The following is a 14,793-nucleotide window of genomic DNA, read 5'->3' as shown; positions in this document are numbered from 1 at the left end:
AACACACATCAATTATGCTTCAATCTACCAATTCTTTCGATTCGTTGTCAAATACAGATAAAAATGTATTGTTTGATATCCTGTATGAAATTGCCCTTGCACAGGGTGCTGGTTTTTTTGATGCAGTTGTAGAAAGTATTTCAAAAAATATTGGATCAAAATATGTGCTAATTGGTGAATTTCTAAGAGATAGCTATCGTGTGAGAGCCAAGTCGTTGTGGGCAGCAGATGGACTGGTGAAAGACTATGAATATGAAATACTTCATACTCCGTGTGAACACGTCTTATCGCAAGGAATAAAAATTTTTCCTGAAAGAGTACAAACACTCTATCCCAAAGATATTGACTTAGTAAAGTGGGGGATACAAAGTTATGTCGGAATCCCTTTGTTTAATGATAAAAAAATGTGTATTGGTCATATTGCCGTTTTAGATACCCTTCCTTTAGAAAATATTGATTTAGTTACAACGGTATTGAAGGTATGCGCCAATAGAGTAGAGGCAGAACTTGAACGTGCAATAAATGATGAGCTTATTAGGCAACGTGAGCAGGAAAATAGAATTCAAACAGAAAGACTAGCGCAATCTCTATCTCTTTTAGAAGCAACTATTGAATGTACTGCCGATGGTTTGTTAATTGCAGATGGACATGGAAAAATGGTTCGCTTCAACCAACAGTTTGTCAAAATGTGGAAGATGCCATTGGGGCTGGCTTTTGGTAAAAACGAAGCCGATGGTTTGACGTATGTACTTTCTCAATTGAAAGATCCCGAACAATTTATTTCCAAAGTAAGGGAACTGTATGACAATCCAGAAGCCATTAGTTTTGATGTTTTATACTTTAAAGATGGAAGAATATTTGAAAGATATTCACAGCCACAAAGAATAGGAACTAAAATAGTAGGGCGTGTTTGGAGTTTTAGGGATGTTACCAAACGCATAAAAGCAGAAACCGAACTGCGGAGAAGCGAATCTTTGTTTAGAAGTTTATTTGAAGAAAGCCCCATAGGTATAGTAATTGATGATTATTCAGGTGAATACCTGCTGGCACACGTAAATAAAAAATTCTCTCGAATGCTTCAATATTCAATTGAAGAATTGAAGAATATGAGCGCAATGTACATTACGCATCCTGAGGATACACAAAAGCACACCGAAAGTTTCAAGGATGTTGAACATCAAAATAGCAAAGATTCTAGTTTTGAAAAAAGATACATCACCAAAGATGGCTCAATAATATGGGCGAATGTGTCTTTAGCTGCAGTGAGAAATGAATTAGGCGAGGCAAGATACCGAGTGTTAATGATTCAGGATATTACGGAAAAGAAAAAAGCACTCTTAGACTTAAAGGAGAAAGCGAAAGAATTAGACGAAAAAAACAAAGAACTGCAAAAATACATTGATTCAAATTTACAATTAGAAAATTTTGCCTACATCGCTTCACATGACCTCCGAGAACCATTGCTTACCATTATGGGGCTGATTGAAGTCCTAACCGAGAGTTATTCAGAAGACTTAAACGAGGAAGCACTTTCATTTTTACAATTTATTAAACAATCTGTAATGAATATGGAATTGCTAATCAATGATTTACTGAATTATTCTCGGGTAAATACCCAAGTTCATACTGCGGCAACTTTTGATATGGACGTATTGCTTCAAAAAATAATACAAGGACTTCAACAATCAATTGATCAGCAAAATGCAATAATCGAATGTTCAGATATTCCTCAAAACTTTACAGCCAACCAAACCAAGATGATTCAATTATTTCAAAACTTAATTGTCAACGCCATTAAGTTTCGAAATCCAAACGTTTCCCCAATTATAAAAATATCAGCAATCGATTTTGGCACTCACTGGCAATTTTCGGTATCAGACAATGGAATAGGCATAGCCCCTGAGCATAACGATAAAATATTTTTGCTATTCAAAAAACTACACAGTAAGTATGAATATGGAGGTACAGGTATTGGTTTGGCTACTTGCAAAAAAATAGTAGAGCAACATGGCGGAAAAATTTGGTTAGAATCCGAACTCAATAAAGGCACTACCTTCTACTTCACCATCTGCAAGAAAGAAAATTAGTGCAAATAAATCACTATTTCTGTTTTTCTGTCATCCAAAGCATTGGAATCAATTCTCTGCATAGAACTATTGAAGCGTGTAGCCGAAACACCTGTTGTATTTGCCACCAAATAGCCTGATATATTCTTTGCCCGCTTTGCAGCCAAGTCAAAATAGTCATTCATACCGCCTTTCCTGAGTAAACTTTCTTGAGGTAATTGCCCACCCTTTGTAAAGCTAATCACTTGAATCTGCTGATACAAACTATCAGGAATTTGCAGTAAGGCCTTACTGCAAAGATTCAAAATCCTCCTGCCTCCATCTGACAATACTTCCGAACCATTTGCATACAGTAAATCAGAATGAAATCCCCATCGAATTTGATTTCCATCCATTTCATTGTGAATACTTCCAGAAGCTATCTCTGCTCCAAAAGCATCTTCAAATTCATTGAGCAAGATGTTTTGATATGCACGGGTATTAAGCATCTGTAAATGAGAAGATTTGAAGAAAAAAGAATAGGCAAGCAATAGCAAACCAATCAATATTCCGACTGCCAACACATCTGCAAATATCAAACCCAAAGCAGGAATTTCTTCAACAACTACTGATTTATTGTTTTTTTTCATATCCTTGATTGAAAGTTAAATATAGCATTTTGAAGTGAAAAACCGTATTTTTGTTAGCAAATCGTTCTCCAAAAAAAGAAATACGAAAAGGAACGTTTTAGTAAAAAAATAAGTTATATAGCAATACGCTATTTTTTTTGAAAAATCCAATAGAAAACCCCAAAATATTAACACCTCAACACACCAAAACAAAAAACAACAATACAAAAATATGTACGATACCAAACAAACCCAAGCACTCCAAAACCTTACCCAAAAATTACTACAACACAACAAATCCTCCATTCCCGAACAAGAAGTTGCGTTTGGAATTGCAGTAGAACTCAGAGAAGTCATACAATACCACGATTGGCTCTACTACGTCAAAGCAGCCTCCATTATTCCCGACACCGACTACGATTATTTGTTTGACTATCTCAAAGCCATTGAAGACAACTATCCCGAACTCATTGTTGCTGATTCACCCACCCAAAGAGTAGCACAAGGTTTGTCCGATGATTTCACGACCGTCAACCACCTCATTCCCATGCTTTCACTCGCCAAAGCATACAGCAGTCAGGATTTGCTGGATTGGGATGAAACAGTAAAGAAATTAGCTCAAGAAGAACAAATTGAATATTCGGTAGAACCTAAATTTGATGGAGCGAGCATTGCCGTCATCTATGAAAACGATCAGTTGGTTCGTGGCGCAACTCGTGGAAATGGCGTAGCAGGAGACGATATCACCAACAACATTCGTACTATTCCCACGATTCCTCTATCCGCAGCTTTTTCGCAATACGGCATTGTGCGAGCAGAAGTGAGAGGTGAAGTAGTCATTCACAAAGAACGATTCAAAGAAATCAACGAAAAACGGGCTGCCGATGGGGAAGATTTGTTGGCAAATCCTCGAAACTCGGCGGCAGGTGCGCTTCGTCAAAAACATTCTTCAAAAGTTATGGAGCGCAAACTCGAAGGGTTCATTTATCAAGTAGGTTTGGCAACAAAAGCAGACGGCTTAGACGCTTTGGGAAATTTGGGTGATTTGAAAAACCACGATGATAGCATGAGGTTGCTTTATAAACTGGGCTTCAAAACCGCATTGAAGGACGAAAAAGACAAAAGCCATGTTTTTCAAAATATTGAAGACGTGGTGGCCTACTGCAATGAATGGGGAGAAAAACGAGATGCGTATCCGTATGAAATTGATGGAATGGTCATCAAAGTGAATGACTACAAACTGCAAGACCGTCTGGGTGCAACAGGGCATCATCCTCGCTGGGCGATTGCGCTCAAATTTGAAGCCAAAGCTGCTACAACTAAATTATTGAATGTTGAATATCAGGTAGGTAGGACGGGTGCAATAACTCCCGTTGCCAAATTGGAAACCGTAAATGTGGCAGGGGCGAATATCTCCAATGCTTCTCTACATAATGAGGATTATATCACCGAAAAAGACATTCGCATTGGAGATACAGTGATTGTCCAACGAGCAGGAGATGTGATTCCATACATTGCAGGTGTGGTCGAAAAAGACCGCAATGGCAGCGAACAGCCTGTTCTGTTTCCCGAAAATTGCCCTTCTTGTGGTACAAAATTGGTGAAGCCCGAAGGTGATGCCATTTGGCGGTGTATCAATTTAGAATGTCCTGCACAGGTCGAAGAACGCATCATTCACTATGTTTCTAAAAGTGCAATGGACATTCGTGGACTTGGAAAAGATATTGTAAAGCGTTTTGTAGCAGAGGGTTTACTGCAAAACATTGAAGGTATTTACACACTGGATTATGACCGTATTCTTCAATTGGATAAATGGGGCGAGCGTTCGGTCGAAAATTTGAAAGCCAGTATTGAAGCCTCCAAAAATCAACCAATTTACCGTTTGATGATTGGTTTGGGGATTCGTGAAGTGGGGCGAAGTACTACTCGAATGTTGGCAGAAGTCATCAACGATGTGGAGGAATTGAAGGATTGGAGTATTGAAAAATTGCAGGAACTTCCTGATATTGGCCCTAAAGTAGCTGCCAATATTGTCGAGTTTTTTCAAAATGAGCAAAATTTGCAATTGATTGAAACACTCAAATCTTTTGGAGTGAACACCAAAAAGCTGCAAACAGAGGTGAAAGCGGTAGGTGGTAAATTGGAGGGAAAAACATTTTTGTTTACAGGATCACTTCAACAGTTTACCCGAAGTGATGCCCATAAAATGGTGGAAGACAATGGTGGTAAGTTGATTAGTAGCGTCAGCAATAAGCTGAATTATCTGGTAGTAGGCGAAAAAGCAGGCTCGAAATTGAAGAAAGCACAGACGATTGACACGATTACCATTTTGAGTGAGGAAGAATTTTTGGCAATGTTATAGTTATACCAGAACTTGTGATTAGTTAGATAGCAATTAGTTTTTCAACAATATAGCCTCCAAAATGCCCTTTATTTTTAACTTTGAGTTCATCTAAGTTTTTAGTAGGGAGACTAAGGTTTTTGCTTTTACTTTATGAGGAAAAGCTGATTATCCCATCTGCAAATTGCTATTGACGAATCACCATCAAATGTACGCCCATTGAATCTACAAATCAAAGTTCCTATTGAAGTTGTTGAAAAACAGGCAAATGCCTATTTTCAAGAAACACTTTTGCACGACGAACAGGGCGGCAATATGGTTGATTTGAAGGTAACGAAAACTGCTCCTATCAAAGTCGTAGGGCAAGATGGTTTTTTGTTGCTGACAGCCCACCTGCATGTATGGGCAAAAATGAAACTCAAAAAGCAACTATTGGGTGTTTTTGATATTTACACACCGCAAGTCGACAAAACAGAGTTTGACATTGAAGTAAACTACCGTCTCAAGCCTATTTTAAACAATGGTTGGCAGTTGTTTACCCAAACGACGGGTACTTTTGAATGGACACATAAACCTTTTATGGAGGTCGTCTTGGTAAAAATAGGTTTGGCAGGAATTTTAAGTCCTTTCATTCAGGATCAGGTCAATACCTTTGCAAACTCGATAGATCAATGGGTTGCAAAAGAACTAAATGTACATTCTTATGTGGAGGATGCGTGGAAAATACTCAGAGAACCTATCAGTTTGCACGATGATTTTGATACATGGTTGGATGTAAAATTGGAGGCAGACAAAGTGGAAGTAGGATCGTTTATGGTTGCCACCAATCATATAGAGATTACCCTCAATTTACCTGTCCAACCAGAAGCCATTTTTGGAGCGCCTGCCCAAAGCCGCTATGAAGGAACTCGTATTTTGCCTGATTTTTTGATTAACAACTATTTACAAGTCCTGCCAAAACGTGAAAATGCGACTGCTATTATAGGTTTTGAAGCCATGTCTAAACTCCTTGAAAACAAACATTTCGAGTTTGACGGTGGTAAACAATGGCTGACGATTGATTACATTCGTTTTGGAACTGATAACAATGTCTTGGTAGCAGAATCCAAAATCAATGCGTATGTAAAATGGGGTATGTTCAGCAAAAAACTGGCAGGCGTTGCTTATCTACAACTTGTTCCTATGTATGACAAAGCTGCTAAAAAACTAACTATCAATGATTTTTCTTATTCCTTGGAGTCGGACGATAGGTGGCTGCAAATGGGAAGTCGTTTGGCAAAAAAAAGCCTTGAACATTTCCTTCACGAAAAAATGGAACAAGGTGCGAATCACCTACTCCAACAATTACCTGCTTTTTTGGAGCGTGAAATGAAAAATATTGACTTTGAAGATTACGCCAATTTGAATGGCGTTTTGAATTATTTTGAAGTCGATGATATTTACTTGACAGATGCCGCATTGTACATTGAAGGAAAAGTAGGAACAGAATGGGTGCTGGTTGTTGGCTGATAATTATTCTGTGAACAGAAAATTACTGAAAATCAGGTAATTCTGCTATTCGTGCATAAGGAAGTTGGGCTAACTTTTCCAATCTGTAGTAACTGTTCAGACCAGAAATCCCTACGCTATCCAATTGATTCAAATCAATATGACCTTTTTTGTCCACCGCTTCCTCCTGAACTACAATGTGTTGAACTTCTCCAACTACCAAAATAGTATTGTTGGCTTTGATAGGAATTTCCTCCAAAAATTTCATGCCTATTTTCAGCCTGCTCTCTTTTACAAAAGGAGCTTTGAAGTCAAATAAACATTCTTCGGTTAACTGACATTTTTTAAATTCCGATTCTTCGGCTTCAAATTTGACAGAAGTATAGTGTGCCTTTTCAATGAAATGAGGGTGAACATGATTGATGGTATAAAATCCATTGGCGATAATATTTTCGTGTGTATGTCTGCGAACATCTCCCGAAGGTCTGGAAATGAATCCCAAAAGTGCAGGATTGCTACCCAAGTGTATCACAGAACTGAAAATGGCTAAATTGGTCTGACCGTCATTGGAAATACTACCAATTAGGTTTGCAGGTTTTACACCAGTAATGGAGTTAATGATATTCAGTCGCTTGATGCGAGGAGTATTTTGGATGTCGGTTTTTGATAGGTGCATGAAAATATAAATTGGATTTGAGGAGTCATAACCACCATAGCAGGTAATTGTTTGTGAACGTTGGGTTTTTTTATGAAAACATATCCAACTGCCCCAACTCTCGATTTTCCCTATCCTCCAAAAAACGATTCATCACTCTCGGAAAAGCATAGTTGTCAAAGTCAGCAGCATCTACTTCAATACAATCCGATAGGGTAGGAGGACTTTCCTTCAATTGCAGCTCAAAAAATTGAAGGAAGATAGTTTGGTGGGTTAATAAGTGTTTGTAAGTTTTGGAGGCTTTTTTAACCGTAGTTTTTTGATTGATAAATAGCTGATTCCATTCTTCGGTTTGTCTTAATTCCTCCAAATCTAGGAGTTGATTTCCTTCAATTAGTGGGAATTGATACAAGTTTCTCCAAATACCTTTTCCTACCCGCTTTTGCAGTAAAAACTTTTCGTTGGGCAATTGCAGCATCAAATAGTGAAAATAACGAGTTGTCTTCTTCAATTTATTGCCTTTAATCGGCAATTTGGAAATCAAACCTTTGTGAAAAGCCACACAGTTTTCCTGCAATGGGCAGTTGCCACAGTTGGGATTGTTGGGTGTGCATTGAAGTGAACCAAAGTCCATAATGGCTTGATTGTAAACACTTGGATTTTCTTTGTCCAGCAGTTCTTCTGCCAATAGCGCAAATTCTTTTTTGCCTTCGGTGCTGTCAATTGGAGTTTCGATACCAAACCTTCTCGATAAAACTCGATACACATTGCCGTCCACTACAGGATGCGGTAGGTCAAATGCAAAAGAAGCAATTGCAGCAGCCGTGTAAGCACCTACGCCTTTCAGTTGCAGAATCTCTTTGTGAGAATCAGGAAATTTTCCCTTCAATTCGTAGGCAATATACTTTGCAGCAGCGTGCATATTTCTCGCCCTAGAATAATAACCCAAACCCTCCCACATCCGCATCACCTCATCTTCGGGAGCATTCGCCAAGTCTTCTACTTTTGGGTAAGTTGCAGCAAATTTTTCGTAATATGGTTTCCCCTGTGCTACTCTTGTTTGTTGGAGAATGATTTCAGAAAGCCAAATTTTGTAGGGGTCTTTGGTGTCTTTCCACGGAAGGTTTCGGGGATTTTCTTTTGCCCATTGAAGGAGGTACTCGGTGAAAGGGTGTTTCATTGTTGAATGGTTGAGGTTTTGTGAAAGCAAAATGACTTCGTAGGTTCAAGCGACAAATACAACCATTTATTGGTTGAATGGTTCTGTTGTATAGCCATTCAGCCATTTCACGACAAATATTTCCCTACAATCGGCATCCGTCTTCCCATACCAAATGCCTTTGAAGAAACACGAAGCATTGGAGGAGTTTGGTAGCGTTTGTATTCATTCGTATTGACGAGCTTCAAAATACGGCGCACTAGTTTTTCATCAAAACCCATTGCTATCAATTCATTCGGGCCTTGGCGTTCTTCAATGTATTGGTACAAAATTTCATCCAAAATATCGTAGTCAGGCAGAGAATCCGAATCTTTTTGGTTGGGTCGAAGTTCGGCAGAAGGAGGTTTGGTGATGATGTTTTCGGGAATGATTTCTCCGTTTCGATTGAGGTAGTGACACAATGCAAAAACATCTGTTTTATAGACATCGCCAATGACCGACAAACCACCAGCCATATCACCATACAATGTGCCATAGCCCACTGCTGCCTCACTCTTATTCGAAGTATTCAGTAGAATATAGCCAAATTTATTCGACAAAGCCATCAAAATCACTGCTCTCGAACGAGCCTGAATGTTCTCTTCCGCTACATTGAAGGGCAAATCGCCAAACTGAGGTTGAAGGGTTTTGGTAAAAGCATTGAAAGCATCTTCAATCGAAATGATGTCAGCTTTGCAGCCCAGGTTTTTCACCAGTTGTTCCGAATCGCTGATGGAATGATCAGAAGAAAATTTGGAAGGCATCATCACTGCATACACATTTTCACTGCCCAAAGCCTCAGCCGCCAAAGCCAAGGTTAGTGCTGAATCAATGCCCCCCGACAATCCCAAAATCGCCTTTTTGAAGCCCAACTTTCCGAAATAATCACGAATTCCCAAGAGCAAGGCACGGTGAATCAAGTCCATTTTTTCTTTGACTTGAAGTTTGTCCTTTGCCTCATCACGCTTGGCATTGAAAAGAGGGGCAAGTTCATACACCCGCATACATTCTTCAAAGAAAGGCATTTCATCAATTGTATTGCCCGCATCATCAATCACCAAAGAACCACCATCAAAAATCACCTCCGTTTGTGCGCCCACCATATTGACATAAATCATCGGAATCTTATAGCGTTCCACATTTGCAGCGACTACCAATCTGCGTTCTTCAGAATGGTTGTAGGCAAAAGGAGATGCGGATATATTGAGCATAAAATCAGGTTTTTGCCCAATCAATTTATCCATAGGGCAAACTTTGTACAATGGATTTTCATTCGCAATATTCCAAATATCTTCACAAATCGTCAGTGCAATTCTTTTGCCCTTGTATTCTACCACCGAAAATTCATGGGCAGGTTCAAAGTAGCGATACTCGTCAAAAATATCGTAGGTTGGTAGCAATGCCTTGTTTGCAATGTGCTGTACTTCACCATCTGCAATAAAATAGGCCGAATTGAAGAGGTCTTTTCCTTCAATCACAGGATTGATACTTGGCGCACCAACGACAATTGCAATTCCCTCACTATCTGCCTTCAATTTCTCAATAACTCCTTGGCACTTATTGATAAAATCTCGAAACTCCAAAAAATCACGAGGAGGATAACCACATACTGCCAATTCTGGAAAGGCTACGATATCCGCTCCTTGTGCTTTTGCAGCTTGAACTGCTTGACGAATTTTTTGGTAATTGGCTTCAAAGTTGCCAATGTGGTAGTTTTGCTGGGCAATCGCTATTCGCATATATTTATTGTTACGAGTTTGCTTGTAAAATAGACTTATTGTTAGTTATACACTAAGATTGAAGAAAAAGTTCTGGACAAAGAGAAATAATTGGAAATTTATTGAAATTGAGGTATGAGTAAGAAGGGGAATTGAATTAAATGGCTGGAAAACATTTACTTAAAAATACATCAAGGAACAAGGAAATTAGACTTTGAGCGAAGGGGTAAAGATATAGAAAGTAAAAACTTAATTAATTGATAATCAATTATTTGCAATCAATTGTATCATTAGGTTAAGATTTTGATTATCAATTTTTTATATCTCGCATCTTGCTTCCTACTTCTTTCGTCCAAAGTCCAAAAGAAAAAATAACTTTACAATCTTTGTCTTTCTTTTAAAAGGTGAGAAAAGAGAGGTTTTCAAAAAAATGTAAAGTTATTTTCTCAGCAATATTAGAAGAATATTCCCAACCGCAAACTTAGACTACCAAAAGACATCCTATCACCATCATTGTCTTCAATCACATTGAGCAATCCATTTTGAAAAAATAAACCTGCGAATAAAGAAGTAGTTTCTGAAATAGAATATTCCAAGCCACCGCCAATCGTTGCAGATAAATTGATGTTATTTACAAACTTTTTTGCTTTCTCATTCACGATGTCTTCGCCTCCCGAAATTTCTTGGTCGTAGCGACTATTCAATGCCAAACCTGGAGTCAAACCCACTTGGGCAAAATAAGTCAGATAACCAAACTCATTGGTTTTCAACTTCAAAGTCAATGGGATTTCCACATATTGCACTTTGAGGCTGATTTCACTCGTATCTCCAATGGTTGGGGGTTCAGGAGTAAACTTTGCCGCAGCCTTGTTGAAAAAGAAACCCGTAGAAACTGCATATCGTTCATCAAACTGGTAATCTGCAATTAATCCATAACCTAAACTCAACTTAGAACTGGTTTCAATATCTTTGTTCTCATTGGTAAGCCAGTTGGTCGTAGGAGCCAATGTTAAACCAAAACGCCAATTTTGTGCGTTAAGAACATTGCTAAATAATAGTAAAATACCTACAAAGAAGAAAGTCATTTTTTTCATAGCATCTTTTTTATGGTTTAAATATGTTCAATCAACTATTCAAATGAAATATTGGTTTTGTTTAGACTTAAAAATATTCATTAATTACTAAAATTACATTTCTACATGAGTATAAATGCCTATAAGCCTGTTTTAGCAAGCATCAATTTTTTCTTATTAATATGTTTGTTGATTTTTACTGTTTTCTTCAATGCTTGCCAAACTACCAAAGAAAAACCTGATATTTCCAATATCGATGTAAACCTATCATTTAAACGATTTGAGCAAGATTTGTTTAACATAGACACCACAAATTATGAAAAGGGTTTAGATGAATTGTCCCAAAAATACCCTAATTACTTCAATTTTTATGTGGAAAAGCTAATGAACTTTGGTGCAATAGATAGTGCGAGAAGTTACCAAAATGCCATGATTCCTTTTCTAAAAAATAAAGACATTCAAAGCCTTTATGACACTGCAATGGTAAAGTATCCAAATTTAGAAGGTTTAAAAAAAGAATTTACAACAGCATTTCAATATACAAAATATTATTTACCAGAAGTTCAAATCCCCACAGTCTATACCCATATAGCAGAATTCGGTCCTGCCGCAGCAACTTACGGCAGCAATATTTTGGCGATTAATTTGGACATGTATTTTGGTAAAGACTACCCCTATTATAAGTCCATTGGTATCCCTACCTATCTATCTCAGCGTTTTGAAGAGCCTTACATCATTCCAAATACACTAAAAGCATACTTTCAGGAATTGTATCCACAATCAAATGAGTACAACCTCTTGATTGATTTTATGATTCAAGAAGGTAAAATGCTATATCTATTAGACATAGTGCTTCCCGATACTCCCGATAGTTTAAAAATTGGTTATTCACAAGAGCAATTAAAATGGTGTAAAGGAAGTGAACCCATGATGTGGAATTTCTTTGTAGAAGGTGACTGGCTTTTTAGCCCAAAATACCGAGAATTTCAAAAATTTCTCAACGAAGCCCCTACTACAAGTGGTATGCCCCCAGAATCTCCAGGTAAGACAGCTATATGGGTCGGGTGGCAAATAGTACGAAAGTTTATGGAAAAAAATCCAGATATTACGGTTGCAGAATTAATGAAACTGCAAGATGGACAAGTATTTCTGCAAAAAGCAGGGTACAAACCTCGATTATAACACCGCACAAATATTTAAAATATAGTTACCAAAAAAAAATATTTCCATGACTCAGATTAGGAGTTTAATTGTAGATGATGAAGAGGGAAGTCGCCACACCCTTCGAAATTTATTGAACGAATATTGCCCACAAGTAGAAATAGTTGGATTGGCAGATTCCCCTGCCAAAGGCTTAAAAATGATTCTGGAATATCAACCAGAATTGGTCTTCTTAGACATACGGATGCCCGCAGCTGATGAAGGTTTCCAACTCCTTGAAAGCATAGAAGATATACAGTTTGCAGTGATATTCACCACTTCCTACGATGAATATGCAATTAGAGCGATTAAATTTTCTGCATTAGACTATTTGTTGAAACCAATTAATATTTTAGAACTGCAAAAAGCGGTGAACCGCTATCTCAAAAGAAGGGGAAATTCCGATGCAGTGGCTATTAAAAATCTTCCAAAACCTACACAAGCCTTTCAAAAATTGGGACTTCCGAGTATCGATGGACTCACATTTGTAGATATTTCAGAGATAATCAGGTGTGAAGCCGATGGCAATTGTACGGTATTTCATACAGTAAATAGAAAAAAAATTCTAGTCACCAAGACATTGAAGTATTACGAGGATCTTTTAGTAAATTCTAATTTTTATCGAATACATGGAAGTCATCTAATTAATTTAAAACATATTGCAAAATACAAAAAGGAAGGAGTTGTAGAACTAAGCGATGGTTCAGAAGTGTATGTATCTGCTCGAAAAAAGAAAGCATTTATAGAAACCCTGAACAATTTGAAATACAGAATATAAAGAAATGAGTCAGGTAGTAACTGAAACCAGAAATTCTATACTACTATCCGACTGTTGTGTTAATGAGAATAAACAGAACCGCTAAGTTTTCACGTAATTCTTTGTGTTAGGGATAGCTGTTTTAGGCATTACTACCTTTTTTTCTATTTGTTGATTACCTCGGTTAAACTTTGAAGCCCGATAAGCTGCTGCTTTAGCAGCCTTTACTTCTCCCAGTTTATAAAGTATATAGGCATAGGTTTGATAGTTGTAATCCTGTGGATTTATAAAAATGGATTTTTCAGTCCATTTTTTTGCTTCCTTCAATGTTCCCTTATTTTCAGTTATCTTAAGTATTGAAATTGCTTGATTATTGAGGAAAATAGGATCGTCATCATCATATTTATTCATGAAATTATACGTTACTTCAATATAGTTTTTCCAATCCTTTAAATACTCAAAATATTTAGAATCAAGCATATAGAGAAATTTAGTTTCATCACTAAAAGATGCCTTTTTAGCTAATAACTTTATTCTTTTAAACAAACGATAGTTTTTACTATATGCAGCCTGTAAAGTAGAATTGAATAAAGTATTTTTAATTTTGCTATTAATATTTTGAAGCCCATAGGTTTTTGCAAAAAATAACTTGTTCTGCAACAATATATCCAACGCTTGGACTTGTACATTTTCTGAGAAGTGAAAAATAAATTTTTGATTTTTAGCAGATAGTAAGCTTTTTTTCTTTCGCTCTTTATATAGGTATTTATTTACGACATCTTCATAAGGAAGTGCATGATTTTCAAGGGCATAAGCAAAGTCATGTAAAAAACTTTGAGCCTGAAAGCCTGAATCAAACTGCTTTTGCATTATTTCGATACTCATTGCAGTAGGGGGCTTTTCTGCAATATTAGAGGAACCCTCATTTAATTCTTTATTAATTGAGAATTGATGCAAAACGCTATAAGCAAGAGTAAGTAATTGAATCTTATTATTCAGGTTATTATTTCTAAACAATAATGTTCCATTAGGTGCAAAAAATAATAAATCAGGTATGAAATTAACCTCATATTGATTTTTAAACTGAGTTCCTGTTGGACTATCAACATCAATAATGAAGTTAATAAAGTGTTCGTTATAATAAGTACCAACTTCATTTTCTGAGAAAATTGCTGAATCCATATCCTTGCAAGGAATACACCAATCAGTATGAACCTTAACAAAAATAGGTTTTTCGCTTTGTAAAGCAAGGGTCTGAATATCACTCCAACTTCCAGTGATAAAATTTATTCCCTTACCATATAAAGTATCAGGTACTAAATACGAAAATAGTAATAATATAAGTATTCTAATGGGCGTGTTCATAAAAAATAGAATTAAGCATATAATATTTTACTGGTGTATTATATGTTTATTCTTTTGGTTTTATTGAAAATATTTCAATAATTATGCCAACTTATATTGATTGGTGAAGTGGTTGTCAAATATTTTAAGAGAGGTAATATTGTTTAAATTCCTGTATAAAATCAATCTTCATAATCATTTTAGACTTTGGACGAAATTTGTGTTTAGTGATTACAAATTTTGTATGGTATTGAACTAGTTACGATTAAACCAACCATTTAAGGCAGCATTATTTGGACTCTTGAAAATTACCCCATAAGTTCAAGAGTCCAAATAATGGTTTGA

11 protein-coding genes are annotated in these 14,793 nt (G+C 36.8%); 5 read left to right on the top strand and 6 right to left on the bottom strand.

Features of this window, described 5'->3' with window-relative positions:
- Positions 1-14 precede the first annotated feature (14 nt).
- A complete protein-coding gene (locus R3E32_17715; protein ID MEZ4886574.1) occupies positions 15-2,087 on the top strand; it encodes a PAS domain S-box protein in 2,073 nt (690 codons plus the stop codon).
- Here the strand turns inward: R3E32_17715 and R3E32_17710 are convergent.
- Positions 2,084-2,695, bottom strand: a complete 612-nt coding sequence (locus tag R3E32_17710) for a hypothetical protein (GenBank protein ID MEZ4886573.1) — start codon at positions 2,693-2,695, stop codon at positions 2,084-2,086. The two genes, R3E32_17715 and R3E32_17710, sit on opposite strands and share 4 nt — an antisense overlap.
- Before the next feature lie 211 nt (positions 2,696-2,906).
- Here R3E32_17710 and ligA point away from each other — a divergent pair, with 211 nt between their 5' ends.
- A complete protein-coding gene (gene ligA, locus R3E32_17705) occupies positions 2,907-5,036 on the top strand; it encodes an NAD-dependent DNA ligase LigA (GenBank protein ID MEZ4886572.1) in 2,130 nt (709 codons plus the stop codon).
- Positions 5,037-5,234: 198 nt separating this feature from the next.
- The gene (locus R3E32_17700) at positions 5,235-6,524 is read left to right on the top strand and encodes a DUF4403 family protein (protein ID MEZ4886571.1); all 1,290 of its coding nucleotides are present in this window, start codon (positions 5,235-5,237) and stop codon (positions 6,522-6,524) included.
- Between the two features lie 22 nt (positions 6,525-6,546).
- Here R3E32_17700 and R3E32_17695 read toward each other — a convergent pair whose 3' ends face one another.
- From R3E32_17695 to R3E32_17680, 4 genes are all read right to left on the bottom strand, one after another.
- On the bottom strand, positions 6,547-7,179 hold the full coding sequence (locus tag R3E32_17695; GenBank protein MEZ4886570.1) for a flavin reductase: 633 nt from the start codon (positions 7,177-7,179) through the stop codon (positions 6,547-6,549).
- Positions 7,180-7,249: 70 nt separating this feature from the next.
- Entirely contained in the window at positions 7,250-8,338 is a 1,089-nt protein-coding gene (gene mutY / locus R3E32_17690; protein ID MEZ4886569.1) for an A/G-specific adenine glycosylase, read from the bottom strand.
- A 107-nt stretch (positions 8,339-8,445) separates the two neighbouring features.
- Positions 8,446-10,095, bottom strand: a complete 1,650-nt coding sequence (locus tag R3E32_17685; protein MEZ4886568.1) for an NAD+ synthase — start codon at positions 10,093-10,095, stop codon at positions 8,446-8,448.
- Between the two features lie 434 nt (positions 10,096-10,529).
- The gene (locus tag R3E32_17680) at positions 10,530-11,168 is read right to left on the bottom strand and encodes a porin family protein (protein ID MEZ4886567.1); all 639 of its coding nucleotides are present in this window, start codon (positions 11,166-11,168) and stop codon (positions 10,530-10,532) included.
- 105 nt (positions 11,169-11,273) lie between these two features.
- Here R3E32_17680 and R3E32_17675 point away from each other — a divergent pair, with 105 nt between their 5' ends.
- Together R3E32_17675 and R3E32_17670 are read left to right on the top strand one after the other, a co-directional pair.
- On the top strand, positions 11,274-12,329 hold the full coding sequence (locus R3E32_17675) for a hypothetical protein (protein ID MEZ4886566.1): 1,056 nt from the start codon (positions 11,274-11,276) through the stop codon (positions 12,327-12,329).
- A gap of 46 nt (positions 12,330-12,375) precedes the next feature.
- Positions 12,376-13,125 (top strand): LytTR family DNA-binding domain-containing protein, encoded by a 750-nt coding sequence (locus R3E32_17670; GenBank protein ID MEZ4886565.1) that lies wholly within the window; start codon positions 12,376-12,378, stop codon positions 13,123-13,125.
- Positions 13,126-13,206: 81 nt separating this feature from the next.
- On the opposite strand, the gene R3E32_17665 is transcribed toward R3E32_17670, so the two are convergent.
- Positions 13,207-14,469, bottom strand: coding sequence for a thioredoxin family protein (locus R3E32_17665; protein ID MEZ4886564.1), 1,263 nt, complete (start codon positions 14,467-14,469; stop codon positions 13,207-13,209).
- Between the last annotated feature and the right edge of the window lie 324 nt (positions 14,470-14,793).

It is taken from the genome of Chitinophagales bacterium (assembly GCA_041392475.1).
In the GTDB taxonomy this organism is placed as follows: Bacteria; Bacteroidota; Bacteroidia; order Chitinophagales; family UBA2359; genus JAUHXA01.
This window is presented reverse-complemented; position numbering and strand designations above follow the sequence as displayed.